Annotated in this window: 20 protein-coding genes, 3 tRNA genes and 1 pseudogene; 15 read left to right on the top strand and 9 right to left on the bottom strand. The window is 67.2% G+C overall.

Going from position 1 to position 23,363, the window contains the following annotated elements; all coding sequences use genetic code 11:
- Positions 1-14: 14 nt before the first annotated feature.
- On the bottom strand, positions 15-548 hold the full coding sequence (locus ABIC21_RS15085) for a LapA family protein (protein ID WP_354351199.1): 534 nt from the start codon (positions 546-548) through the stop codon (positions 15-17).
- A gap of 214 nt (positions 549-762) precedes the next feature.
- Between ABIC21_RS15085 and ABIC21_RS15080 the strand changes: the two genes are divergently transcribed.
- Positions 763-1,779 carry a magnesium and cobalt transport protein CorA gene (locus tag ABIC21_RS15080; protein ID WP_354351198.1) on the top strand — a complete coding sequence of 339 codons (1,017 nt, stop codon included), beginning with the start codon at positions 763-765 and terminating at the stop codon, positions 1,777-1,779.
- 80 nt (positions 1,780-1,859) lie between these two features.
- On the opposite strand, the gene ABIC21_RS15075 is transcribed toward ABIC21_RS15080, so the two are convergent.
- Positions 1,860-1,935 (bottom strand) — tRNA-Arg (locus tag ABIC21_RS15075).
- Positions 1,936-2,189: 254 nt separating this feature from the next.
- Here ABIC21_RS15075 and ssb point away from each other — a divergent pair.
- Complete coding sequence (ssb, locus tag ABIC21_RS15070; protein ID WP_354351197.1) at positions 2,190-2,756, top strand: single-stranded DNA-binding protein; 567 nt, start codon at positions 2,190-2,192, stop codon at positions 2,754-2,756.
- Positions 2,757-2,867: 111 nt separating this feature from the next.
- On the top strand, positions 2,868-4,550 hold the full coding sequence (gene ettA / locus ABIC21_RS15065; protein ID WP_354174701.1) for an energy-dependent translational throttle protein EttA: 1,683 nt from the start codon (positions 2,868-2,870) through the stop codon (positions 4,548-4,550).
- 96 nt (positions 4,551-4,646) lie between these two features.
- On the opposite strand, the gene ABIC21_RS15060 is transcribed toward ettA, so the two are convergent.
- A complete protein-coding gene (locus tag ABIC21_RS15060; RefSeq protein WP_354351196.1) occupies positions 4,647-5,627 on the bottom strand; it encodes an acyl-CoA thioesterase in 981 nt (326 codons plus the stop codon).
- A gap of 63 nt (positions 5,628-5,690) precedes the next feature.
- Here ABIC21_RS15060 and ABIC21_RS15055 point away from each other — a divergent pair, with 63 nt between their 5' ends.
- Together ABIC21_RS15055 and ABIC21_RS15050 are read left to right on the top strand one after the other, a co-directional pair.
- Positions 5,691-6,350 (top strand): DUF8185 domain-containing protein, encoded by a 660-nt coding sequence (locus tag ABIC21_RS15055; RefSeq protein ID WP_354351195.1) that lies wholly within the window; start codon positions 5,691-5,693, stop codon positions 6,348-6,350.
- A 39-nt stretch (positions 6,351-6,389) separates the two neighbouring features.
- The gene (locus tag ABIC21_RS15050) at positions 6,390-7,097 is read left to right on the top strand and encodes a Pr6Pr family membrane protein (RefSeq protein ID WP_354351194.1); all 708 of its coding nucleotides are present in this window, start codon (positions 6,390-6,392) and stop codon (positions 7,095-7,097) included.
- A 44-nt stretch (positions 7,098-7,141) separates the two neighbouring features.
- Here ABIC21_RS15050 and ABIC21_RS15045 read toward each other — a convergent pair whose 3' ends face one another.
- A complete protein-coding gene (locus ABIC21_RS15045; protein ID WP_354351193.1) occupies positions 7,142-7,600 on the bottom strand; it encodes a globin in 459 nt (152 codons plus the stop codon).
- Positions 7,601-7,604: 4 nt separating this feature from the next.
- Positions 7,605-8,264 carry a mechanosensitive ion channel family protein gene (locus ABIC21_RS15040; protein WP_354351192.1) on the bottom strand — a complete coding sequence of 220 codons (660 nt, stop codon included), beginning with the start codon at positions 8,262-8,264 and terminating at the stop codon, positions 7,605-7,607.
- Positions 8,265-8,450: 186 nt separating this feature from the next.
- On the opposite strand from ABIC21_RS15040, the pseudogene ABIC21_RS15035 reads away from it, so the two are divergent.
- Positions 8,451-8,678 (top strand): annotated as a pseudogene (locus tag ABIC21_RS15035) (epimerase); the annotation flags it as partial.
- Between the two features lie 124 nt (positions 8,679-8,802).
- Here the strand turns inward: ABIC21_RS15035 and ABIC21_RS15030 are convergent.
- Together ABIC21_RS15030 and pepN are read right to left on the bottom strand one after the other, a co-directional pair.
- Positions 8,803-9,285, bottom strand: a complete 483-nt coding sequence (locus tag ABIC21_RS15030; RefSeq protein ID WP_354351191.1) for an OsmC family protein — start codon at positions 9,283-9,285, stop codon at positions 8,803-8,805.
- A 110-nt stretch (positions 9,286-9,395) separates the two neighbouring features.
- Positions 9,396-11,948 (bottom strand): aminopeptidase N, encoded by a 2,553-nt coding sequence (pepN, locus tag ABIC21_RS15025; RefSeq protein ID WP_354351190.1) that lies wholly within the window; start codon positions 11,946-11,948, stop codon positions 9,396-9,398.
- Positions 11,949-12,109: 161 nt separating this feature from the next.
- On the opposite strand from pepN, the gene ABIC21_RS15020 reads away from it, so the two are divergent.
- The 3 genes from ABIC21_RS15020 to ABIC21_RS15010 all read left to right on the top strand — a co-directional run bounded on the left by ABIC21_RS15020 (position 12,110) and on the right by ABIC21_RS15010 (position 14,656).
- Positions 12,110-13,111 (top strand): hypothetical protein, encoded by a 1,002-nt coding sequence (locus ABIC21_RS15020; protein ID WP_354351189.1) that lies wholly within the window; start codon positions 12,110-12,112, stop codon positions 13,109-13,111.
- A 121-nt stretch (positions 13,112-13,232) separates the two neighbouring features.
- Positions 13,233-13,724: a ribose-5-phosphate isomerase gene (locus ABIC21_RS15015; protein ID WP_354351188.1), complete on the top strand. Its 492-nt coding sequence runs from the start codon at positions 13,233-13,235 to the stop codon at positions 13,722-13,724.
- The gene (locus ABIC21_RS15010; RefSeq protein WP_354351187.1) at positions 13,724-14,656 is read left to right on the top strand and encodes an Fpg/Nei family DNA glycosylase; all 933 of its coding nucleotides are present in this window, start codon (positions 13,724-13,726) and stop codon (positions 14,654-14,656) included. The genes ABIC21_RS15015 and ABIC21_RS15010 overlap by 1 nt, the downstream gene beginning before the upstream one ends.
- A 137-nt stretch (positions 14,657-14,793) precedes the next feature.
- On the opposite strand, the gene ABIC21_RS15005 is transcribed toward ABIC21_RS15010, so the two are convergent.
- Positions 14,794-14,864: transfer RNA gene (locus ABIC21_RS15005), tRNA-Gly, on the bottom strand.
- A gap of 132 nt (positions 14,865-14,996) precedes the next feature.
- On the opposite strand from ABIC21_RS15005, the gene ABIC21_RS15000 reads away from it, so the two are divergent.
- The 6 genes from ABIC21_RS15000 to ABIC21_RS14975 all read left to right on the top strand — a co-directional run bounded on the left by ABIC21_RS15000 (position 14,997) and on the right by ABIC21_RS14975 (position 20,336).
- Positions 14,997-15,071 (top strand) — tRNA-Pro (locus tag ABIC21_RS15000).
- A 68-nt stretch (positions 15,072-15,139) separates the two neighbouring features.
- The gene (gene tig / locus ABIC21_RS14995; protein WP_354351186.1) at positions 15,140-16,549 is read left to right on the top strand and encodes a trigger factor; all 1,410 of its coding nucleotides are present in this window, start codon (positions 15,140-15,142) and stop codon (positions 16,547-16,549) included.
- 246 nt (positions 16,550-16,795) lie between these two features.
- Entirely contained in the window at positions 16,796-17,428 is a 633-nt protein-coding gene (locus ABIC21_RS14990) for an ATP-dependent Clp protease proteolytic subunit (protein WP_354351185.1), read from the top strand.
- A gap of 38 nt (positions 17,429-17,466) precedes the next feature.
- On the top strand, positions 17,467-18,126 hold the full coding sequence (locus tag ABIC21_RS14985; protein WP_232082281.1) for an ATP-dependent Clp protease proteolytic subunit: 660 nt from the start codon (positions 17,467-17,469) through the stop codon (positions 18,124-18,126).
- A 214-nt stretch (positions 18,127-18,340) separates the two neighbouring features.
- Positions 18,341-19,621, top strand: coding sequence for an ATP-dependent Clp protease ATP-binding subunit ClpX (gene clpX / locus ABIC21_RS14980; RefSeq protein ID WP_354351184.1), 1,281 nt, complete (start codon positions 18,341-18,343; stop codon positions 19,619-19,621).
- A gap of 103 nt (positions 19,622-19,724) precedes the next feature.
- On the top strand, positions 19,725-20,336 hold the full coding sequence (locus ABIC21_RS14975) for a mycothiol-dependent nitroreductase Rv2466c family protein (protein ID WP_354351183.1): 612 nt from the start codon (positions 19,725-19,727) through the stop codon (positions 20,334-20,336).
- A 350-nt stretch (positions 20,337-20,686) separates the two neighbouring features.
- On the opposite strand, the gene valS is transcribed toward ABIC21_RS14975, so the two are convergent.
- Positions 20,687-23,293, bottom strand: a complete 2,607-nt coding sequence (gene valS / locus ABIC21_RS14970; protein ID WP_354351182.1) for a valine--tRNA ligase — start codon at positions 23,291-23,293, stop codon at positions 20,687-20,689.
- Between the last annotated feature and the right edge of the window lie 70 nt (positions 23,294-23,363).

Below are 23,363 nucleotides of genomic sequence, written 5' to 3'. Positions count from 1 at the left end.
AGCTCCTGCCGGTGTCAGCGCGGGCGCGACCCCGTGCCGGCCTGGCGGCTGACGCGCTGGCGGTGTGCGGCGAGCCGCAGCTGGATGATGCGGGCGGCTCCGGCGATGGCGACCAGCACGCCGCCGCCGACGGCCGCGATGAACAGGGCAATTCCCAGCGGAACCGAGCCCTGGAGGCCAAAGAACTTCACCTGCACGTATTCCTGGTTCTGCAGGATGAAGGCGATGAGCAGGATCAGCACCACCAGGGCGCAGGCAACCGCGGCCCACACCATCCCGGCGCGGGTCACCTGTCGCGGTTCCGGGGCAGGGGCAGGCGCCGGCGGTTCAGGCTCGGCGCGGGGAGGTTCCTCGGGCTGGACCGGCGTTGCGGCCGCCGGAGCCCCGGAAACAAGTTCGGTGCCGCCCGCCGGAGCCCCGGAAACAAGTTCGGTGCCGCCCGCCGGAACGCCGGGGTACTGGTCAGCGTCGCTGGGGTACCGGGTGGGCAAAGCACCATTGGGACCGTTGGGATCGTGGGGGTCAAATCCGCGGGGTGTTTGGGTCATGGCGGCCGTACCTTTCAGTTGCGGGCAGGCGCACAGGCTGTCCCTGCTGTCCTGCCTGTCCCCTCCATACTAAGTGTGCTGATGGCTGATGGGTGGCCATGCGGACGGAGGGCGCGCTGCAGCAGATTGTGGGCGGCGCGTACGGGCTGTTGGCACGGGGCCGACGACGGTATAGCGTCGCAGCCAAGGGATGCCTGGTGGAGGAGGCGCTGCCGTGAGCATTGTCGACAACGCGGTGTACGTAAACGGTTACCGGACCGCGGACCCGGAGAGCCTGGACGAGACGTACTTCATCCTCCGGCAGCGCCAGGGCATGGCCTGGATCGGGCTCTACCGGCCCGACGCGGTAGAACTGCTGTCCGTGGCAGAGGAATTCGACCTGAACCACCTGGCCGTGGACGATGCGCTCGCCGGCCATCAGCGGGCAAAGCTGGAACACTACGGCGAAACGCTGTTCCTGGTCCTTCGCCCGGCCCGCTACCTCGACGACCTGGAAAAGGTCGAGTTCGGCGAAATCCATGTCTTCCGCGGAGCGGACTTCGTGGTCACCGTCCGCCGGGCGGAATCACCGGACCTCGCCAAAGTCCGCCGCCGGATGGAATCCCAGCCTGAGTTCCTGGCGCTCGGTCCGGACGTCGTGCTCTACGCGATCCTGGACCAGGTCGTGGATGAGTACGAGCCGGTCGCTGCCGGCCTGGAAAACGACGTCGACGAAATCGAGGACGAGCTGTTCGCCGCGGACCCGGGCGTGTCCCGCCGGATCTATGAGCTCTCCCGCCAGGTCATTATGTTCCAGCGGGCGACGGCGCCCCTGACCACAATCCTGCAGTCCCTGATGGCCGAGGCGCCGGGCCACCAGCCCCGCCCCGAGTTGCAGGACCACTACCGTGACGTCCTGGACCATGTGCTGCGGCTCAGTGAGCGGGTCGCGGCTTTCCGCGCGCTGCTGCAAAATGCGCTGGCAGTTAATGCCGCGCTCGTGGCGCAGCGGCAGAATGACGAAATGCGCCTGCTGACGGAGTCGAGCTTTGCCCAGAACGAGCAGGTCAAACGGATCTCCGCGTGGGCAGCCATCCTGTTCGCGCCGACGCTGATCGGCACCATCTATGGGATGAATTTCCGCAGCATGCCGGAACTCGACTGGGTCTTCGGCTACCCGATGGCGTTGGGCCTGATGATCGGCATGGGCGTATTGCTCTACTGGACGTTCAAGCGCAACAAATGGATCTAGCGGGCGCTGCGTGTGTGCACTGGCCTGCCGGGATCACGGTTCTGGCCTGCGGAATGTTCCGGCAGGCCAGAGCCGCACTCTGGTGCCCCAGGAGGGAATCGAACCCCCGACCGGCGGATTAGAAGGCCGCTGCTCTATCCCCTGAGCTACTGGGGCGTACAGGCGTACCCGCCCGGCTGCTGCCGGGCTACGCCTCAAAAAGCTTACCGTGCCCGGCGGCTGTCCGCTGTCAGGACCCCCACGGCGCGCGACCCCGGGCCCGGGCACCTGCCCGGACACCTGCCTGCCGTTCGGGGCCGCTTACGCTCCGGGTTTTCCACATGGCACGCCGGGCCTCTCGCGGAGAGCCGCCTCCGGCGCGAAGCTGAAGGAGCCTTCTAGGGCACGACATTTCGAGACAGGACATGAGCATGAGCGACATCATCACGGTCCGTGGCTTCGTCGCCACGGAGCCCAAGAGTTCGACGACGCCCGGGGGTGTGGCGACGGCGAACTTCCGGCTGGGTTCCACCGAACGGCGCTTCGACCGCGCCACGAACGCCTGGATTGACGGGAACACCAACTGGTTCAAGGTCCAGGGCTACCGGCAATTGGCCGGAAACATCGGATGCAGCGTCAAGAAGGGCCAAAAGGTCATCGTCGTCGGACGGCTCAAGTTGAGGAGCTGGGAACATGACGGCCGGATCTATCACTCGGCTGAAATCGACGCCGACTCCGTTGGCCACGACCTCACGTGGGGTTCCGCCAACTTCATCCGCACGGCCGCCACCGGTCCGCAGTCCGCTGCCGGCCCGTCGGGCCCGGCGGCGCTCCCGCCGGACGGCAACGGTGAGGGGAGCGAGGAGGGCAACCAGGACTATGAGGGGAACAACGACGACGACGTACCCGCCCCGCACGGCATCTTTGTCGACGACATCAGCGGCGAAGAGGAGGAGTTCGATGAGGAAACGGGCGAACTGAAAGGGGCGGCCGCCTGAATGGCCAGCGCCGGCGTCACGCCCCGTGGGGCCGGCACCGGTCCGCGGCAGGAAGTGGATGGGGACGGCATGAATGTGAGTTATCCCGGCGGAACCACTAGATTTGTAGGCATGGCGGAATTTATCTACACAATGACCAAGGCCCGCAAGGCCGTTGGCGAAAAACTTATCCTCGATGACGTAAGCATGTCCTTCTTCCCGGGGGCCAAGATTGGCGTCGTCGGCCCGAATGGTGCAGGTAAGTCCACCATTCTCAAGATCATGGCCGGACTGGACACTCCCTCAAACGGCGAGGCCCGGCTCAGCCCCGGCTACACGGTCGGCATCCTGCTGCAGGAACCGCCGCTGAACGAGGACAAGACCGTCCTGGGCAATGTCCAGGAAGGTGTCGGCGAGATCATCGGCAAGATCCAGCGCTTCAACGAGATCTCCGAAGAGATGGCCAGCCCCGACGCTGACTACGATGTCCTCCTGGAGGAAATGGGCCAGCTGCAGGAAGCGATCGACGCCGCCGATGCCTGGGATCTCGATTCCCAGCTCGAGCAGGCCATGGACGCCCTCCGCTGCCCGCCGCCGGAAGCCGACGTCACCCTGCTCTCCGGTGGTGAGCGCCGCCGCGTCGCCCTCTGCAAGCTCCTGCTCCAGAAGCCGGACCTGCTGCTCCTCGACGAGCCCACCAACCACCTCGACGCCGAGAGCGTGCTCTGGCTCGAGCAGCACCTCTCCAGCTACCCGGGCGCCGTCCTCGCGGTCACCCACGACCGGTACTTCCTCGACCACGTTGCCGAGTGGATCGCCGAAGTGGACCGCGGGCACCTGTACCCGTACGAGGGCAATTACTCCACGTACCTCGAGAAGAAGCGCGCCCGCCTGGAAGTCCAGGGCAAGAAGGACGCCAAGCAGGCCAAGCGCCTCACCGAGGAACTCGAGTGGGTCCGTTCCAACGCCAAGGGCCGCCAGACCAAGTCCAAGGCCCGTCTGGCCCGCTACGAGGAAATGGCTGCCGAAGCCGACCGCACCCGCAAGCTGGACTTCGAAGAGATCCAGATCCCGCCGGGACCGCGCCTGGGCGGCCTCGTCCTGGAGGCGAAGAACCTGCAGAAGGGTTTCGAGGACCGCACCCTGATCGACGGGCTGTCCTTCACCCTGCCGCGTAACGGCATCGTCGGCGTCATCGGCCCGAACGGCGTCGGCAAGACCACCCTGTTCAAGACCATCGTCGGGCTCGAGCCCCTCGACGGCGGCGAGCTGAAGATCGGTGACTCCGTCAAGATCTCCTACGCGGACCAGAGCCGCGGCGGCATCGACCCGAACAAGACCCTCTGGGAAGTTGTCTCGGACGGCCTCGACTACATCCAGGTCGGCCACGTCGAAATGCCGTCCCGCGCCTACGTCGCCGCCTTCGGCTTCAAGGGCCCGGACCAGCAGAAGAAGGCCGGGGTGCTCTCCGGTGGTGAGCGCAACCGCCTGAACCTCGCGCTGACCCTCAAGCAGGGCGGAAACCTGCTGCTCCTCGATGAGCCGACTAACGACCTCGACGTCGAAACGCTCAGCAGCCTCGAAAACGCCCTGCTCGAATTCCCGGGCTGCGCCGTCGTGGTCTCGCACGACCGCTGGTTCCTGGACCGGGTGGCCACCCACATCCTCGCCTACGAAGGCGACGAGGAGAACCCCTCGAAGTGGTACTGGTTCGAGGGCAACTTCGAATCCTACGAGGAGAACAAGGTCGAGCGCCTGGGCCCGGATGCAGCCAAGCCGCACCGCGTGACCCACCGCCGCCTCACCCGCGACTAAGCCCGCAGGGCACACAGCGGAACAGGAAGGCCGGTTCCCCACTGGGGAGCCGGCCTTTTGCCTGTCACCTGCAAGCAGGGTCCGGGGCGTGCCGGATCAGCCGCGGTCGGCCTTGCGCATCTGGTGCTGCAGGACCTTGGACTGGACGGCGCCCCTGACCTTGTTCTTGAGGTCCGTCGGAACCCGGATCATGCCTTCCTGCGCCACGGTGGCCACGTGCAGTCCGTCGCGGCTGAAGATCCTGCCCGTCGCCAGCCCGCGGGCGCCCTGGGCGCTGGGGGACTCCTGGACGTACAGCAGCCACTCGTCCACCCGGACCGGCCGGTGCCACCACATGGCGTGGTCCAGGCTCGCCACCGACATGCCCGGGGTGATCCAGCTCATCCCGTGCTTGCGGAGGATGGACTCCAGGATGGTGTAGTCGCTGGCGTAGGCCAGGGCGGCGCGGTGCAGCTCCGGATCGTCCGGCATAGGCCCGAATGTCTTCATCCAGACGGCATTGCGCGGTTCCTTGCCGCCCTTGGCCGAGACATACAGGGCCGGGTCGACGTGCCGGATGTCGAAGGGCCGCTCGTAGGCCCAGTGGCGTGCCACGGGGTGGTCGTACTTGCCCAGCAGGTCCGCCGTGCTGGGCAGCGACTCCGGCCCGGGGATGCCGGCCGGCATCTCGGACTGGTGCTCGATGCCCTCGTCCGCGTCCTGGAATGAGGCGATCATGGACAGGATGGGCATGCCCTCCTGGTACGCGTGGACGCGCCGCGCCGAAAACGAGCGGCCGTCCCGGAGCCGCTGCACGCCGAAGGTGATCGGCTTGTTGGCGTCCCCCGGGCGCAGGAAGTATCCGTGCATGGAGTGCACGCCCCGCCCCTCGGGCACCGTCCGGCTCCCGGCGATCAGCGACTGGGCAAGGACCTGGCCGCCGAAGACGCGGTGCCGGGGCTGCTGCTGCGAGGGACCCATAAAGATGTCCTCATCCGTCCTGGCGCCCTCCAGCTCACCGAGGTTCAGCAGTTGGAGGAGCGAGGAGGTGGGGTCCTGCGTTGGCGGCCCCTGCAATCCGGCTTCGGCTTCAGTCATGGTTCGACTCTAGACGTCCCTCCGGCACCGCCCCAAAGAGGCACAGCCGGTAGAGTCGATATTGTGTCTGACGTCCTAACCCAGCCCCTGCAGTTCACCGATCCCCGCGACCTCGCCGATCTGCGCACCTTCGCCACCCGTGCCAGGTCCATCGACGACGGCGCCATCCGCCTCCAGGCGTCCGGGCCGGTGCTCGCCGCTTACGTGTGTGTGCTGCGGCCGCGGCTGCTGGGGGAAGCGACACCGACGATCCTCGGGCTGCGGACCATGGCCCTGGCGCAGCCGGCGGACACTGACGTCACCGTCCCGATCTCCGCGGTGCTGGACCGGCTGGCCCGCGCGGGGGAGAACGACGTCGAACTGCCGGTGCCGCCGGTGACCGTCACCGAATCCTGGGCCGGCGTCGGTGCGCCCCGCACCGGTTGGGAAGCCGTGGCCACGCTGCAGGACGCCGCGCTGCGCCGGTCCGCCGAAGCCGGCATCACCGAGATCGCCGCCATCATCCCGGACAAACCCGGCGCGCTGATCGTCAACAACGCCCGCGCCACGGTGTGGGGGCGGGAACTGCCGGGCGCCGGGGGGCTCCCGCTGGGTGCCGCCTTCGCGGCCCTCACCCTCGGCTTCCTGGCCGACGGCGAACAGCAGCTCTACCGGGCCGGACGCTGGTTCCGGCTCAGCGGAGCCCGCGGGCACGTCCTGGCCCGCACCGGTACGGGACTTTAGGTCCTTAGGCAGGGGCGGCCGGCCTGACAAACTTGGCGCATGAGCGGCGTACCGGTGCTGGATCCCCCCGTCGAGCGGCACCTCGGCTTCAATGACGCGCTGCATCCGGACCGCAGCTGGATCCGCCTGCTCCGCTTGGCGGTGGGCGCGATTGTGCTTGTTGCCCTCGTCCAAAAGACGTACGACGCGACGCTGCCCGGCAGCGATGTGGACATCTTCCAGCTCTACTCGGAGTTCACGGTCCAGTCCAACCTCGTCCTCGGGATCGTGCTCATCGCGTCCGCCTCCCGGCCGCGGGCCCGGCTGCCGGAGTGGTGGGACCACCTGTTCGGCGCACTGGTCTTCTATCTGGTGATGACCGGCATCATCTATGCGGTGCTCGTGGCCCCGCCGGACGAGCCGTGGTGGAGCTGGGACATGTACTGGCCCCAGCTCGCGCACCACCGGCTGGCTCCGCTCTTCGTCACGCTCGACTGGCTCCTCGTCACCAGGACGGTGCGCGGCACGTGGCGGCGGCCGATCGTGTGGCTCGGCTACCCGGTGGCCTTCCTCATCTTCTCCTGGGTGCGCGGTGCGGTCGACGGCTGGTACGTCTACGACTTCCTCGATCCGACGCTCGACGGCGGCTGGCCGGCCGCGCTGACGACGACGGCGCAGGTCCTCGTCGCGTTCCTCGTGATCGCGTTCCTGGTGCACGTCGCCGGAAACGGGCGCGCCGCGCTGGCCGTGGGGCACGGGCGGCGCTGATCACGGGTCCGCGAGGGACCCATCCGGACCGCTCGGGCCCGGTGTCAGGCTCCGGACGGGCTGTTCACCATGGAGAGGGCGGCCCGCTCCATGTAGTCCCAGAGTGTCCCCTCGTACAGCGGGGGGAGCTCGAGGGCATCCACCGCGGTGCGCATGTGGAACAGCCACCGCTCCTTGGCCTCCGGGGTGACCCGGAACGGCATATGGCGCATCCGCAGCCGGGGGTGCCCGCGCTCCTCGCCGTATGTCGTCGGGCCGCCCCAGTACTGCTCCAGGAACATCAGGAAGCGCCGCTTGGCCGGTTCCAGGTCCTCCTCCGGATACATCGGCCGCAGCAGCGGATCAGTCGCCACGCCGTCGTAGAACACATCGACGAGCTTTACGAAGGTGTCGTGCCCGCCGACGGCGTCGTAGAAGTTGTCCGTGTAGCCGGGCTGGCTGAACGGGTCGTTCTGGAGCAGCTGCTTGGGCTGGCGCGGTTCGCCGGCGGTGGGGATCGTCATGGTTCTATTCTCCGGCCTTCTGCTGGGGTGCGCTGTCGGCCTCGTCCGCCGGCGGCGTCTCGGGCGGAATGTAGGTGCCCTGGGAGCGGTTGCCCACCCGCAGGATTTCGCCGTTGCGCAGGTACCAGATGGTGCCGTCCTCCGCCCGGACCCGGGTGATCCGCAGGTTCATGGCCTCGACCGTGCCCACCACCTCGGACGTCTCGATGATGTCGCCGATCCCGTACTGGTCCTCGATCGTGATGAAGACGCCGGCGAGGAAGTCACGGATGAGCTGCTGGGCGCCGAAGCCGATGGCGATACCGAGGATTCCGACGCTGGTCAGAATCGGCGCGACGTCCACGTTCAGGTTCTTGAGCACGTACACGCTGGTGAGGATGGAGATCAGGACGCCCACGACGCTCCGGAGCAGCGCCCCGATGGTGTGGGCCCGCTGGACCCGGCGTTCGTGATCCAGCGCGCGGAGCGCGGGCGCCGCCCAGCGGAAGTACGGCTTCTTCATGAACGAGGATCCCGCGGCGATGCGCTTGGTCATGACGGAGATCACAAAGGACGCAGCCAGCCACACGGCGATGCCGACCCCCAGGCTGATGAGGACGCCCGGCACGTTGATGGCCGAGATATCCGGCGGGGTGATGGGTTCGGTGGTGGTCAGGCTCAACATCGCTCGGCGGTACTCCTTGTAACTGTGTTCCTGCTGCCGGCGGTAGCGCCGGTCTGTGCGTCGTGAGGGGCGGCCGGCGTTCGCCGGGCGCATAACGCTCTGGTCTCATTCAACATTAGCGCCGTAGCGTGGCCCCATGCGCATCCTGGTCCTCGGCGGCACCGCCTTCCTCTCGGCAGAAATTGCCCGGCAGGCGGCTCGGACCGCTACGGGTACTGGCCGGCCCGCTTCGCCCGGGACGCGGATCCCGTCCTGGTCCCGGACATCCCCACGGCCGCCACCCAGATCATCGACGTCCGGGACCTCGCGGCCTGGATCCTCACCGCCGCCGAAAAGGGGACCAACGGGGCGCTGAACGCCGTGGGGGAGCCGGTGCCGTTTGCCGCCTACCTCGAGGCATCGCGCAGGTTCGCCGCCGCGGACTCGGCGGCGAACGCAAGGCCGGGATGACCCCGGAGACCGAACGCCGGATCCTGTCCGAGTACCGCTCCCTCGCCTAGGGGCTTCCGGGCAGCGGGCCGGTGACGGGCCGGGCTGTTCAGCCCAGGCCCTCGACCACCGCGCTCGGTTCGTGCAGCACCGGGAAGTTGACGCTCCGGGCGATGAAACAGACCCTGTTCGCCCCGGCGTGCAGTTCCGCCATGAGTTCCTCCGCTACCGGCGCCGCCAGGGTGACCCGGGGCCTGAGCGTGGCCGATTCAAACTGTCCGCTGCCGTCCCGGTTACTCCGCATCAGGCCCTCGGCCCGGTCCTCATATCCGGTGACCACCACGCCGTGCTTCACGGCGACGTGCAGGAAGGACAGCATGTGGCACTGGGAGAGGGCGGCGAGCAGCAGCTGTTCCGGGTTGTAGCGGGTGCGGTCGCCGTGGAACGTCGGATCCGCGGAACCCCGCAGGACGGGCAGCCCGGGGATCTCGATGTCGTGGTCCCGTGAATAGCCGCGGTAGGACGCCGTCCCCTCGCCAAGGTTCCCGGTCCAGCGGACTGTCAGCGCATAGCGGTGCTCATCGAGGCTCATGGGTCCAGACTAGGACACGTCCCCGCCCAACTAGCTGGCAGCAGGGGCCGTTTTGAGCGTTCAAAACGGCCGTAACTGCGAGTTAGTTGGGCAGGGTGGGGGACTCCTGGCTACACGTCGGCCTGCCGGGCGCGCAGCGCGCGGGCCACGCCGTCGCGGTTCTCCAGCATCATCCGCCGCAGCGCCGCGCCGTCCTCCGGCAGCGCGGCCAGGAACTCGTCCGTGCGGTCCACGGTCGCCTGCGTGGTCAGCTGCGCCGGGTAGAGCCCGACGACGATCTGCTGGGCCAGGGCGTGCGTGCGCTCCTTGACGATGCCCGGGACCGCGTCGAAGTACTTCTCCGCGTACGGCTCCAGCAGGGACGTGTCCAGCACCCGGGTGAAGCCGCTGACGGCTGAGCCCTGGAGCGCGTTGGACAGCTCTCCCTTGACCACAATCGAGTCCCAGGCCGCGGCCTTGGCCTCGGGCGTCGGGATGGCGGCCTTGGCGAGGGCCGCCGCGTTCTGCCCGGTGGCGGTGTTGTCGTGCCCGAGCTCGGCGTCGATCGTCTCCTGCCCGGCGCGGCCGCCGGCGACGAGGGAGGTGATCAGTTCCCAGCGCAGGTCTTGGTCCACGGCGAGGCCCTCGAGCGTCCGGCCGCCCTCCAGCAGGCCGGAGACCGTGTCCAGCTGTCCGGCGCTGCGGGCCAGCAGGGCATAGGACTTGACGAACTGCAGCTGCGCGTCGGAGCCGGCCGGAACCCCGGACGCGAGTTCCCAGAGCCGGTCCGCGGCAGCCACCGCGGTGGCTTCCTTGTGTTCCGGAGCCACATAGAAATTCAGCGTGGTGGCGAGCTGGCGCAGCTGGACCTGGATCACGGAGGAGTCGGATTCCTCGGCGATGTTGGCCAGGATCAGTTCCACGTAGCGGCGGGCCGGGGTCTCGCCGTCGCGGGCAGCGTCCCAGGCCGAACCCCACACCAGGGTCCGGGGAAGGCTCTGGCTGAAGTCCTTGAGGTGGGCCGTGGCCGTGGCGAGGGACTTCGGATCGAGGCGGACCTTGGCGTAGGCCAGGTCGTCGTCGTTGAGCAGGATCAGGTCCGGCTGGGCCAGCCCGGCCAGCGACGGCACCTCGGTGCGCGCGCCGTCGACGTCGAGCTCCTCGCGGTGGACGCGTTCGAGCTTGCCGGCGGCGGTGAGGTTGTAGAAACCGACCGCGAGCCGGTGCGGCCGGATGGTGGGCTGGGAGTCGGTGGCGGACTGCAGGATCGCGAAAGAGGAGATCGTCCCGTCGCCACCCACGGCGAGCTCGGGCTTGAGCGTGTTGACGCCGGCGGTTTCCAGCCAGAGCCGGCCCCACTGGTCGAGGTCACGGCCGCTGGCTTTTTCCAGCTCAGCCATCAGGTCGCTGAGCTCGGTGTTCTGCCAGGCGTGCTTGCGGAAGTACTCACGGACGCCGGCCATGAACTCCTCCGGACCCACCCACGCCACCAGCTGCCGGAGCACCGAGGCGCCCTTGGCATAGGTGATGCCGTCGAAGTTCACCTCGACGTCCTCCAGGTCGTTGATCTCGGCGAAGATCGGGTGGGTGGTCGGGAGCTGGTCCTGGCGGTAGGCCCAGGACTTCTCCACCGACGCGAAGGTTGTCCAGGCGCGGTCGAACCTGGTGTTTTCCACGGCGGCCAGGTGGGACATGTATTCCGCGAAGGACTCGTTGAGCCAGAGGTCGTTCCACCAGCGCATCGTCACGAGGTCCCCGAACCACATGTGGGCGAGCTCGTGGAGCACGGTGATCGCGCGGCGCTCCACCTGGGCGTCGGTGACCTTGCTGCGGAAGACGTAGCCTTCCAGGATGGTCACGGCCCCGGCGTTTTCCATGGCGCCGGCGTTGAACTCCGGCACGAACAGCTGGTCGTACTTCTCGAACGGGTACGGGCAGCCGAACTGCGCCTCGAAGAACTCGAAGCCCTGGCGGGTGAGTTCGAAAATGTTGTCGGCGTCGAGGTACTGCATCAGGGACTTCCGCGCGAAGACGCCCAGCGGCGTGACCTTCCCGCCGGCGGAGACCACCTCGCTGCGGACGGACTGGTACGGCCCCGCGATCAGGGCCGTGACGTAGGACGAGAGCCGGGGCGTGGGGGCGAACTCCCAGACGGAGCGGGCGCCGCCGTCGGTGCCGGGGATGGTCTCGACCGCCACGGGGGTGGGGGAGTTGGAGATGACGTCCCAATGCGAGGGGGCAATCACCGTGAACGTGAAGCTGGCCTTAAGGTCGGGCTGCTCGAACACGGCGAACATCCGCCGGGAATCCGGAACCTCGAACTGGGTGTAGAGGTAGACCTCGTGGTCCACCGGGTCCACGAAGCGGTGCAGCCCCTCGCCCGTGTTCATGTACGGGGCCTCGGAGACGACCAGCAGCTCGTTGTCCGCCGCCAGGTCCGGCAGCTGGATGCGGATGCCGTCGGACACCTCGGCAGGGTCCAGCTCGCGGCCGTTCAGGGTCACACTCTGCACGGCGTCGGTGACGGCGTCGATGAACGTCGAGGACCCCGGCGTGGCCGTGAACTTCACGGCGGTGGTAGTGCCGAAGACTCTGTCCCCGCGGGTCAGGTCAAGCTCGACCTCGTAGGAGTCGACGGCGATCAGGTCGGCGCGCTCGCGTGCTTCGGCGCGCGTCAGGTTCATTCCGGGCAAAGTTGGGCCTCCAGGATGCGTGGGGATGGGAGAACTCGTTACTGTGAAATCATTCTTTCACTTCTGCGGCGCTTGGCAAGTTGCCTGCGTCACACCAAGGTGCTGTCACACCAAAGTACTCAGGCCGAATCGACGGGGGTAGCGTTGGGGATATGGGAAAGCTTCGGGATTCCGTTGACATCCGGGCACTGCGCTTCGCCGTAGGGTTCCCGCTGATGCTCGCCGCCGCGTTTGTGGTGTGCGCTGTCCTGATCCGCCCCGACCTGCCCGAGCCGCTGGCCGTCCGCTGGGCCGGGGGCGCCGCCGCGGACTTCGCGCCGTTCGGGGCGGTCGCCGGCGTCGGCGCGGCCATGATCGTGCTGTTCGGCGGGGGCGTGCTGGTGCAGGCCGTGCCGCTGTCCCGTCCGGCCATCATGCGCCGGATCATGATGGGCGCCGGGCTGTTCGTGAGCCTGTTCGTCACTACCGTCCTCGCCGCGGTGCTGGTCGGGCAACTCGGCCTGGCGGACGCGCGCGGCGCCCAGGTGGATGTCGCCGTCCTCGCCATGGGCAGCGGCGCCGCGCTGGGCCTGGGCGTCGTCATGGGCTTCGTGTTCAAGGCCGACGAACGCTGGTCCACGGACGACGACCGGGCCATTGCCGAAGCCCTGGCCCGCGAGCTCGATCCCGACCTGGCCCGGGATTCGGTGAGCCTGTGGGTCCACGCCCGCAGCTCGGTCTTCGTGATGCTTGGAATCGCCACCCTGCTTCCCGCCGCGCTCCTTACCATCGCCGTGCCCTGGCTCGCCGCCCTCCTCGTCGCCCTGGCCCTGTTGGCTGCCGCGTGCCTGTTCGCCCGCATCCGGGTGGACCGGAGCGGGCTGCGGGTTTTTGCCGCGGGATTCGTCCGGGTGATGGACGTGCCGGCCGCTGCCATCGAGGGGGCGACGCCGAAAGAGGTCCGGGCGGCCGACTACGGCGGCTGGGGATACCGCAGCCACGGCACCACCACGGCCCTGCTCGTCAGCAGCGGCCCGGCAGTCGTCGTCGACCGTTCCGACGGCCGGACCCTGACCGTCAGCGGCGGGAGTGCCACTACGGCGGACAACGTCGCGCAGGTGATCTCCCGGGTGGCGGCACGGGCGCACAGGGCCGGCGGCGCCGCCGGAGTATGAAGCCCGTCCGCCGGCCGAACGGGGCCCGCCGGCCCGTGCCCTAGTAGGCTGGGAACAGCCCCCACAACCGCGCCCGCAGCCCAGATGACTCCACTGGCCTGCCCAACTGAACGGAAACGCCGTGACCCCCTCTGACCTTCCGCGCGTGCACATCGCCACGGACCACGCCGGCATGGAACTCAGCGCCCACCTCGTCAGCCACCTCAGCGCCAAAGGCTACGAGGTCGTCGACCACGGACCCAAGGTCTACGACGCCCTGGATGACTACCCGTCGTTCTGCATCAACGCCGCGCTCGCGGTGGTGGCGGACCAGGAAGCCGGCACCAACGCCCTCGGGATCGTCCTCGGCGGCTCCGGCAACGGCGAGCAGATTGCTGCCAACAAGGTCAAGGGCGTCCGCGCCGCGCTGGCGTGGAACCTCTCCACCGCGAAGCTGGCACGCGACCACAACGACGCCAACGTCGTCGCCGTCGGCGGCCGCCAGCACAGCGTCGACGAGGCCACGGAAATCATCGAGGCGTTCCTGGCCGAACCCTTCAGCAACGACGAGCGCCACGTCCGCCGGATCGGCAAGATTGCCGCCTACGAGCGCACCGGCGAGGTCATCGCCTAGTGCCGGAAGGGCATTCCGTCCACCGGCTGGCGCGCCAGTTCGGGGACGTCTTCACGGGGGAGCGTCTCGCCGTGTCCAGCCCGCAGGGGCGCTTCGTCCACGGTGCCGCGCTGCTGGACGGCCACACCCTCACCGGCTCCGCGGCGCACGGGAAACACCTCTTCCTGGCGTTCGAGCACGGGCTGCTGCTGCACGTCCACCTGGGCCTCTACGGCGCCTGGGACTTCGGCGGTGACGACGGCTTCCGGGGCGCGTCCAGCATCGGCGCGCCCCGCAAGGTGGGGGAGCGGGAGGTCTACGACGACGGCGGAGCAGCGGCCGCGCCGGCCGGGTACGAGGGCCCGCCCGCCCCGGTCGGTGCCGTCCGCGTCCGGCTCGCCAGCGCCCACGGCTGGGCCGACCTCCGTGGCGCGACCACCTGCGAGACGGTCACGGAGGCGGAGGCCGCGGCCGTGCTGGCACGGCTCGGGCCCGACCCGCTGCGGAACCTTCCCGGCGACCGGGACGCCTTCGCCGCCGCGGTCCGGGCCAAACGCACGCCGCTCGCGGCCCTGCTGATGGACCAGAAGGTGATCGCCGGCGTCGGCAACGTGTACCGCGCCGAACTGCTCTTCCGGCAGGGCCTGGACCCCTGGCTGCCGGGACGGGAGCTGTCCGCGGAGGCGGCCGGAGGGCTCTGGGACGACACCGTCGCGATGATGTCCGACGGCGTCCGCGACGGCCGGATCATCACCACGCCCCCGCGCTATTGGAGCGTTCCCGCCGGCGTGGCCTCCCCGGGCGGCACATCCCGCGGCCTTCCCGCCCTGGACGAGGCCCACTTCGTCTACCGGCGCCAGGGCCTCGACTGCCGGGACTGCGGAACGCCGGTCGCCCTGACCGACCTCGTAGCCCGCAAGCTTTACTGGTGCCCGTCCTGCCAGGCCCACTGAGCCTGCGCATGAGCCCAACCACATCGACTGCTCCATATCTGCCCTTCTGACCCGCCAGAAGGGCAGTTATGGAGCAGTCGACGGGGGGCGGGCACGAAAAAAGCCCCTCCGGAGAGGGGCTTTTCGTCATATTTCGGAGGGGACGACGGGAATCGAACCCGCGTAATCAGTTTGGAAGACTGAGGCTTTACCATTAAGCTACGTCCCCGGGAATTCGCAGGAACTCTCTGCAAAACTTCCGGGCGGCTGTTGAAGCCGGATACAACTAAACCTAATTCAGGGCCCCGGTGTCAAATGTGCAAACCGGCACAATATGACCGTAGACTGTTCTGTGCACTTACGGGGTGTAGCTCAGCTTGGCTAGAGCGCCTGCTTTGGGAGCAGGAAGTCGCAGGTTCAAATCCTGTCACCCCGACTCTGCAGGTACTGCCAGACCCTTGGCGGTGCAGAACCCCACCCCCTAAAACCAGGAGTACTTAGACTGTGAAGAGCGCTGTCGAGAACCTCACCCCCACGCGGGTCAAGCTCAATGTTGAGGTCCCCTTTGAGGAATTGAAGCCCAGCATCGCAGAGGCATACAAGACTGTTGCTTCGCAGATCCAGGTCCCCGGCTTCCGCAAGGGCAAGGTCCCCTCCAAGCTCATTGACCAGCGCGTTGGCCGCGGCTACGTGCTGGAGACTGCCATCAACGAAGGTCTCAACGGCTGGTACCAGGCAGCCGTTCAGGAAACCGGCATCCGCCCGCTGAGCCGTCCCGAGGTCGAAATCACCGAGGTTCCGGACCCGTCCGCCACCGACGGTGAACTGAAGTTCCACGCCGAGGTTGACGTCCGCCCCGAGATCGAGCTGCCCGACTACGCCGGCATCAAGGTTGAGGTTGCCGCGGCTGAGTCCACCGACGCCGACGTCGACAAGGCCCTGGACGAACTCCGCGGCCGCTTCGGCACGCTGAAGTCCGTGGACCGTCCGGCTGCCGACAAGGACTTCCTGACGGTCGACATCACCGCCTCCATTGACGGCGCCGAGGTTGATTCCGCCACCGGCCTGTCCTACCAGGTCGGCGCCGGCACCATGCTCGAAGGCCTCGACGAAGCCGTCACCGGCCTCAGCGCCGACGAGGACGCCATCTTCGACACCACCCTCGTGGGCGGCGAGCACGCCGGCGAGTCCGCTCAGGTCAAGGTTGTCGTCAAGTCCGTCAAGGAGCGCGAGCTTCCCGAGGCTGACGACGACTTCGCCCAGCTGGCCTCCGAATTCGACACCCTGGCCGAGCTCCGCGAGGACCTCGCCAAGCAGGCCGCCGAGTCCAAGGTCGTCGAGCAGGGCGTTGAAGCCCGCGACAAGGTCCTCGACAAGCTCGTTGAGCTCGTAGCGGTCCCCGTCCCGGATTCCGTCGTCGAAGAGCAGCTCGAGCAGCACTTCAACGCCGAGAACGCCCACGGTGAAGGCGAGCACGACACCGAGGAGCACCGCGCCGAGGTCAAGGCCAACACGGAGCGCGCCTTCCAGAACGAGATCATCCTTGACGCCATCGCCGAAAAGGAAGAAGTCAATGTCAGCCAGAACGAGCTGATCGACTACATCGTCACCACGGCCGGCCAGTACGGCATGGACCCGAACCAGTTCGCCCAGATCATCGATCAGAGCGGCCAGGTCCCCATGATGGTTTCCGAGGTCCGCCGCCGCAAGGCACTGGCCGTCGTCCTGGGCCAGGCCGAGGTCACCGACACTGAGGGCAACACCGTTGACCTCAGCGACTTCGTCCGCCCCGGCGGCGAAGAGGCACCGGCCGAGGCAGAAGCTGAGGCTGACGCCGGTGTCGAGGACGCCGCTTCCGAGGAAGCCGCAACCGAGACCGCGAAGAACGACGACCCGGCAGCAGTGAAGTTCTAACACTTCCTGTTCCCGCAGTTTCCTGCCGCATCCCCGGATCACTGATCCGGGGGTGCGGCTTTTTAAGCCCAAGATGAACCCTTCCGGGCAATCGTGCGCCGTCAGCGAACAGCCCCGCGCCTGAGCACAATGGAGCCGGGAAAACCGTTAGTGTCCATGTAGGAAAGTTCAGTGATGTCGTCCAGTGGCGTCACCGTCGCCAGCGAGAGGTAAGTACATATGTCACAGCAAGCAGGGGCACCCCGGATGGCTACTGTCGATCCGGCAGCCCAGGATAACTACATTTACAACCGCCTGCTGAAAGAGCGCATCATCTGGCTCGGCTCCGAGGTCCGCGACGAGAACGCCAACGCGATCTGCTCGCAGCTGCTGCTGCTCTCGGCCGAGAACCCCGAGAAGGATATCTACCTCTACATCAACTCGCCCGGCGGCTCCGTCACCGCCGGCATGGCCATCTACGACACGATGCAGTTCATCCCGAACGACGTCGTCACCGTCGCCACTGGCCTCGCCGCCTCGATGGGGCAGTTCCTGCTCTCCTCCGGCACCAAGGGCAAGCGCTACGCCACCCCCAACGCCCGCATCCTGATGCACCAGCCCTCCGGCGGCATCGGCGGCACGGCCTCGGACATCAAGATCCAGGCCGAGCTCATCCTGCACATGAAGAAGGTCATGGCCGAACTGACGGCCGACCAGACCGGGCAGACGGTCGAGACCATCCTCAAGGACAACGACCGCGACAAGTGGTTCACGGCCAAGGAAGCCCTCGAGTACGGCTTCTTCGACAAGATCGCAGCGCACGCGGGATCCGTGGCCGGCGGCGGCGGAACCAACGCCAACGGCGGCGGCTCTACCGACACCGCAGCCACCGAGAACTGACCGGCACGCAGACAGCAATGAATTCAGGAGCAATGAACATGAACTACAACTTCGGTTCGACTGCCGGTAACCTGCCGAGCAGCCGCTACGTGCTGCCGCAGTTCGAAGAGCGCACCCCCTACGGCTTCAAACGCCAGGACCCCTACACCAAGCTGTTCGAGGACCGGATCATCTTCCTCGGCGTCCAGGTCGACGACGCCTCGGCCGATGACGTGATGGCGCAGCTGCTCGTGCTCGAGTCCACCGACCCGGACCGCGACATCACGCTCTACATCAACTCCCCGGGCGGCTCCTTCACCGCCATGACGGCGATCTACGACACCATGACGTACATCCGCCCGGAGATCCAGACCGTCTGCCTCGGCCAGGCCGCCAGCGCCGCCGCCGTGCTCCTCGCGGCCGGCACGCCGGGCAAGCGCCTCGCCCTGCCGAACGCCCGCGTCCTGATCCACCAGCCCTCGCTGTCCGGCGGACAGGGCGGCCAGGCCTCCGACCTGGAGATCCAGGCCGCCGAGGTCATGCGCATGCGGTCCTGGCTCGAGGACACGCTGGCCAAGCACTCCGGCCGGACGCCGGAGCAGGTCAACAACGACATCGAGCGCGACAAGATCCTTACCGCAGCCGAGGCCATGCAGTACGGACTGATCGACCAGGTGCTGGATTCCCGCAAGATGAAGCCGCAGGCAATCTCCAAGTAGCAGCCCGTCACGTTCCAAGCAGTACCCGACGCCGGTGCGGCCCACTTTTGTGGCCGCACCGGCGTCGGCTTTCCACCCAACAGGCCCAAAGTGACCTAGAGTGGAACATGTCACGGCTGGCGTCTCCCAAGGCACGTCCGTGATTCCAGTAACGGGTGCAGCGCTGCGCAGGAGTAGAACACGGCCGGCAGCAAGATTCTAAAGGGGTTCACATATGGCTCGGATTGGCGAGAGCACGGATCTGCTGAAGTGTTCTTTCTGCGGAAAGAGCCAGAAGCAGGTGCGGAAGCTCATTGCCGGGCCCGGCGTCTACATCTGCGACGAGTGCATTGAACTCTGCAACGAGATCATTGAAGAAGAGCTCGCCGAAGTAGCTGACCTGGGCAGTTTTGAACTGCCCAAGCCCCGCGAAATCTTTGACTTCCTGCAGGAATACGTGATCGGCCAGGAGCCCGCCAAACGCTCCCTCGCCGTCGCGGTCTACAACCACTACAAGCGCATCCAGGCCGGGCACGCGCCCAAGAGCGGCAGCCTCGCCGAAGGCGTCCATCACGACGACGTCGAGATCGCCAAGTCCAACATCCTGCTGATCGGCCCCACCGGCTGCGGCAAGACCTACCTTGCGCAGACCCTGGCCCGCCGCCTCAACGTCCCCTTCGCGGTCGCAGATGCCACGGCGCTGACCGAGGCCGGCTACGTCGGCGAGGACGTCGAGAACATCCTGCTGAAGCTCATCCAGGCCGCCGACTACGACGTCAAGAAGGCCGAGCAGGGCATCATCTACATCGATGAGATCGACAAAATCTCACGCAAGAGCGAGAACCCCTCCATCACCCGGGACGTCTCGGGCGAGGGTGTGCAGCAGGCCCTGCTGAAGATCCTTGAGGGCACCGTGGCCTCGGTTCCGCCGCAGGGCGGCCGCAAGCACCCGCACCAGGAATTCATCCAAATCGACACCACCAACGTGCTCTTCATCGTCGCCGGGGCCTTCGCCGGCCTCGAGGAGATCATCGGGTCACGGTCCGGGCGCAAGGGCATCGGTTTCGGGGCCCCGCTCAATGAGGTCAAGAACAACGCCGACTCCTACGGCGAGGTCATGCCCGAGGACCTGCTGAAATTCGGGCTCATCCCGGAATTCATCGGCCGCCTCCCGGTAATCACCACGGTCTCCAACCTGGACCGGGCTGCGCTCATCCAGATTCTGTCCACGCCGAAGAACGCCCTCGTGAAGCAGTACCAGAAGATGTTCCAGCTCGACGGCGTCGAGCTCGTCTTCGACGAGGAGGCGCTGAACACGATCGCGGACCAGGCGCTGGAACGCGGCACCGGCGCCCGCGGGCTCCGCGCCATCATGGAGGAAGTCCTGCTCCCGGTGATGTTCGACCTGCCCAGCCGCGACGACATCGCCACGGTCATCATCACCGAAGACGTGGTCTCCAAGAAGGCCGCGCCGACGATGATCGCCCACGACGTCAAGCGCCGCAAGTCCGCCTGATCCGGAATAAACAGGCCGCGCCGCTCGCTGTGACCTGTGGTGTGCGCGGTCTTTGGGCCAGCGCCATGCACCTTTCCCCGCCGACTTCCCAAGGAGAACACCTGTGCCTGAAACCAATAAAGCTGACTTCTGGTTTGATCCGATGTGCCCCTTTGCCTGGGTGACCTCCCGCTGGATCAGCGAGGTGGAAGACGTCCGCGACATCAGCACCGAATGGCACGTCATGAGCCTCGCCATGCTCAACGAGGGCCGCGAGGAACTCCCCGAGGAGTACAAGGCGTTCCTCGTCAAGGCGTGGGCGCCGGTGCGTGTCATCACGGCCGCCGCCGAGCAGCACGGCACCGGGCACGTCAAGGCGCTCTACGACGCCATGGGCACCAAAATCCACAACGAGGGAAACAAGGACATCGCCGAGGTCATCTCCAAGTCCCTCGCCGAGGTTGGCCTGCCGGCCGAACTCGCGGCAGCAGGCGAGAGCGATGCATACGACGCCGCGCTGCGCACGAGCCACGACGCCGGAATCTCGCTGGTGGGCCAGGACGTGGGCACACCCATCGTTGCCTTCAACGGAACCGCCTTCTTCGGCCCTGTGCTGACGCGCATCCCGCGCGGCGAGGATGCCGGCCGGCTGTGGGACGCCTCGGTGACCCTCGCGTCGTTCCCGTACTTCTTCGAAATCAAGCGCAGCCGGACCGAAAGCCCTGTCTTCAACTAGTTGTCCGGGCGGCAACAAACGCCGCCCGGCGGGCAGCAGAAAGCCCCGGAAGAACTACTCTGATGTAGTTCTTCCGGGGCTCTTGTGCATCCGCGTGGCCGGGATCACAATAGAACTTACCCACTTCGAAAGAAGCGGGACGCAGGAACCAAAGATTCAGTGACACTCATCCGACGCAGCCTTCGGCAAAGTCAGATGATGGCTACCAGTGACGAGGTAGGAAGACCTGAATATCCAAGGATCCTGCCAGATTGTCTAAGACGTCACGTGACAATCGAAAAGTCGAAGCCCCACCAACGGCAACACGCTGATGGGGCTTCCCCTTTGCCCAAAAACTTTGGCCAGGGCTCCTAGACCTCCGCCGGCGCCAGGACGACGTCGCTCACGGCCAGTTCGCCGTTGCCGGCCACCAGGGTCAGCTCCCGCGCGTTGGCCGCGGCCTTGAGGTCGGCCAGGCCGGCCTTCAGCTGCGTGGTGAGCGAATCCGGGGCCGTGATGATCGCGGACAGCACCTCGGTGCGCTGCTTGACCTTGGCCTCGGACTTGGCCTTGCGGATGCCGCTGAGCGCGGTCCCGACCGTGGCCAGCAGGGTGGTGTCGCCGTCGATCTCGACGGCGGACGGCCACTGGGCACGGTGCACCGAACCGGTGCGCCACCAGCTCCAGACCTCCTCCGTGGCGAAGGGCAGGAACGGGGCGAAGAGTCGCAGCAGCGTGTCCAGGCTCGTCGCCAGCGCTGCGAGGACGGAAGCCTGCTCGGCCTCGCCGGCGGCACCGTAGGCGCGGTCCTTGATGAGCTCCACGTAGTCATCGGTGAAGTGCCAGAAGAAGCTCTCCGTGATCTGCAGGGCCCGGGCGTAATCGTAGTTTTCGAACGCCTTCGTGGCCTGCTGGACCACGTCGGAGAGCTGCGCCAGCACGGCCCGGTCCAAGGGGTTGCCCAGCACGGACAGGTCCCCGGACACCACGGAGTTCTCCGTGGCGCCGAGGTTCAGCACGAACTTGGAGGCGTTGAGCAGCTTGATCGCCAGGCGGCGGCCGATTTTCATCTGCGCAATCTCATAGGCGGTGTCCGCGCCGAGCTTGGCCGAGGCGGCCCAGTAGCGGACGGCGTCCGAGCCGTAGTCCTCCAGCACATCGGTGGGGACGATCACGTTGCCCTTGGACTTGGACATCTTCTTGCGGTCCGGGTCCAGGATCCAGCCGGAGATCGCGGCGTGCTTCCACGGCGCGGCGTCCTGCAGGGCGTCGGCGCGAACTGCGGAGGAGAACAGCCAGGTCCGGATGATGTCGTGGCCCTGCGGGCGCACGTCGAAGGGGTAGACCTTGGCGAAGAGCGCCTCGTCGGTGCTCCAGCCGCCCACGATCTGCGGGGTCAGGGAGGACGTGGCCCAGGTATCCAGCACGTCGGCGTCGCCGGTGAAGCCGCCCGGCACGTCGCGCTGGGCTTCCTCGTAGCCCGGGGCCGCGTCCGCGGCCGGGTCCACCGGCAGCTGCGCGTCGGAAGGCACGATCGGGGCGTCGTAGTCGGGGTTCCCGTCGGCGTCGAGCGGGTACCAGACGGGGACCGGCACGCCGAAGAAGCGCTGCCGGGAGACCAGCCAGTCGCCGTTCAGCCCGGAGATCCAGTTCTCGTACCGTGAGCGCATAAAGGCCGGGTGGAAGTCGATTTCCTGGCCGCGGGCGATGAGCCGCTCGCGGCGGTCGGCGTCGCGGCCGCCGTTGCGGATGTACCACTGCCGTGACGTGACCACTTCGAGGGGCTTGTCGCCCTTTTCGAAGAAGTTGACCGGGTGCATGATTTTCTTCGGTTCGCCGTCGAGGAGCCCGGCGGCGGCCAGGAGCTCCACCACGGCTTCCTTGGCACTGAAAACCGTCTTGCCGGCGATTGCCTCAAAGCTGGCGCGGCCTTCGGCGGTGGTGATCCACTCCGGGGTCTCGCCGACGATGCGGCCGTCGCGGCCCACGATTGCCCGCGTGGGAAGCTGGAGTTCACGCCACCAGGTGACGTCGGTGAGGTCACCGAAGGTGCAGACCATCGCGACGCCGGAGCCCTTGTCCGCCTTGGCGAGCGGGTGGGCCTTGACCTCCACCTCGACGCCGAACAGGGGGGAGGTGACCTTCCTGCCGAACAGCGGCTGGTACCGTTCGTCGTCGGGGTTCGCCACGAGGGCGGCGCAGGCGGCCAGCAGTTCCGGGCGCGTGGTCTCGATGTAGATCTTCTCGCCGTCTTCGGTGAAGAACGGGTAGCGGTAGTACGCGCCGGCGACCTCGCGGTCCTCCAGCTCGGCCTGGGCCACGGCGGTGCGGAAGGTGACATCCCACAGGGTGGGGGCCTCGGCCATGTAGGCGTCGCCGGCGGCGAGGTTCGCCAGGAAGGCGCGCTGGGAGATGGCGCGGGACTTGTCGTCGATCGTGCGGTAGGTCAGGTCCCAGTCCACGGACAGGCCGAGCGTCTGGAACAGGTTCTCGAAGACTTTCTCGTCCTCGACGGCGAGCTCCTCGCACAGCTCGATGAAGTTCCGGCGCGAGACGACGTCGAAGTCGCGCTGGTTCTTGGCGGGCTCGGCCGGGGGCCGGTAGCCGGCGTCGTACGCCGTGGTCGGGTCGCAGCGCACCCCGTAGTAGTTCTGCACGCGGCGCTCGGTGGGCAGTCCGTTGTCGTCCCAGCCCATCGGGTAGAACACGTTCTTGCCGGTCATGCGCTGGTAGCGGGCCAGGACGTCGGTCTGGGTGTAGGAGAACATGTGGCCGACGTGCAGCGAACCCGACGCCGTGGGCGGGGGAGTGTCGATCGAGTACACCTGCTCCCGCGTGGTGTCCGGGTTGAACTTGTAGGTCCCTTCGTCAAGCCAGCGCCGGGTGAGGGCGTCTTCCAGCCCCTCCAGGGCGGGCTTGTCCGGAACGTTGATGGGGGCGGTGGTGGGCGTGTCTGTACCCTGCGTGTCTTCAGCCATGGCCCAATTCTTCCATGACCGGCGGACCCCGCGGCGCAGGTGCTGCCGGAGTTCCTGCAGCGCCAAGCCG

The sequence above is a fragment of the Pseudarthrobacter sp. PvP090 genome (assembly GCF_040547365.1).
Classification (GTDB): Bacteria; Actinomycetota; Actinomycetes; order Actinomycetales; family Micrococcaceae; genus Arthrobacter.
This window is presented reverse-complemented; position numbering and strand designations above follow the sequence as displayed.

Excerpts from the sequence above, each read along its gene's own strand:
- ABIC21_RS15085 (WP_354351199.1), bottom strand. The coding sequence starts at position 548 with ATGACCCAAACACCCCGCGGATTTGACCCCCACGATCCCAACGGTCCC.
- ssb (WP_354351197.1), top strand. The coding sequence starts at position 2,190 with ATGAGCGACATCATCACGGTCCGTGGCTTCGTCGCCACGGAGCCCAAG.
- ettA (WP_354174701.1), top strand. The coding sequence starts at position 2,868 with ATGGCGGAATTTATCTACACAATGACCAAGGCCCGCAAGGCCGTTGGC.
- ABIC21_RS15060 (WP_354351196.1), bottom strand. The coding sequence starts at position 5,627 with ATGACTGAAGCCGAAGCCGGATTGCAGGGGCCGCCAACGCAGGACCCC.
- ABIC21_RS15050 (WP_354351194.1), top strand. The coding sequence starts at position 6,390 with ATGAGCGGCGTACCGGTGCTGGATCCCCCCGTCGAGCGGCACCTCGGC.
- ABIC21_RS15045 (WP_354351193.1), bottom strand. The coding sequence starts at position 7,600 with ATGACGATCCCCACCGCCGGCGAACCGCGCCAGCCCAAGCAGCTGCTC.
- ABIC21_RS15040 (WP_354351192.1), bottom strand. The coding sequence starts at position 8,264 with ATGTTGAGCCTGACCACCACCGAACCCATCACCCCGCCGGATATCTCG.
- ABIC21_RS15030 (WP_354351191.1), bottom strand. The coding sequence starts at position 9,285 with ATGAGCCTCGATGAGCACCGCTATGCGCTGACAGTCCGCTGGACCGGG.
- pepN (WP_354351190.1), bottom strand. The coding sequence starts at position 11,948 with ATGAACCTGACGCGCGCCGAAGCACGCGAGCGCGCCGACCTGATCGCC.
- ABIC21_RS15020 (WP_354351189.1), top strand. The coding sequence starts at position 12,110 with ATGGGAAAGCTTCGGGATTCCGTTGACATCCGGGCACTGCGCTTCGCC.
- ABIC21_RS14990 (WP_354351185.1), top strand. The coding sequence starts at position 16,796 with ATGGCTACTGTCGATCCGGCAGCCCAGGATAACTACATTTACAACCGC.
- ABIC21_RS14985 (WP_232082281.1), top strand. The coding sequence starts at position 17,467 with ATGAACTACAACTTCGGTTCGACTGCCGGTAACCTGCCGAGCAGCCGC.
- clpX (WP_354351184.1), top strand. The coding sequence starts at position 18,341 with ATGGCTCGGATTGGCGAGAGCACGGATCTGCTGAAGTGTTCTTTCTGC.
- valS (WP_354351182.1), bottom strand. The coding sequence starts at position 23,293 with ATGGCTGAAGACACGCAGGGTACAGACACGCCCACCACCGCCCCCATC.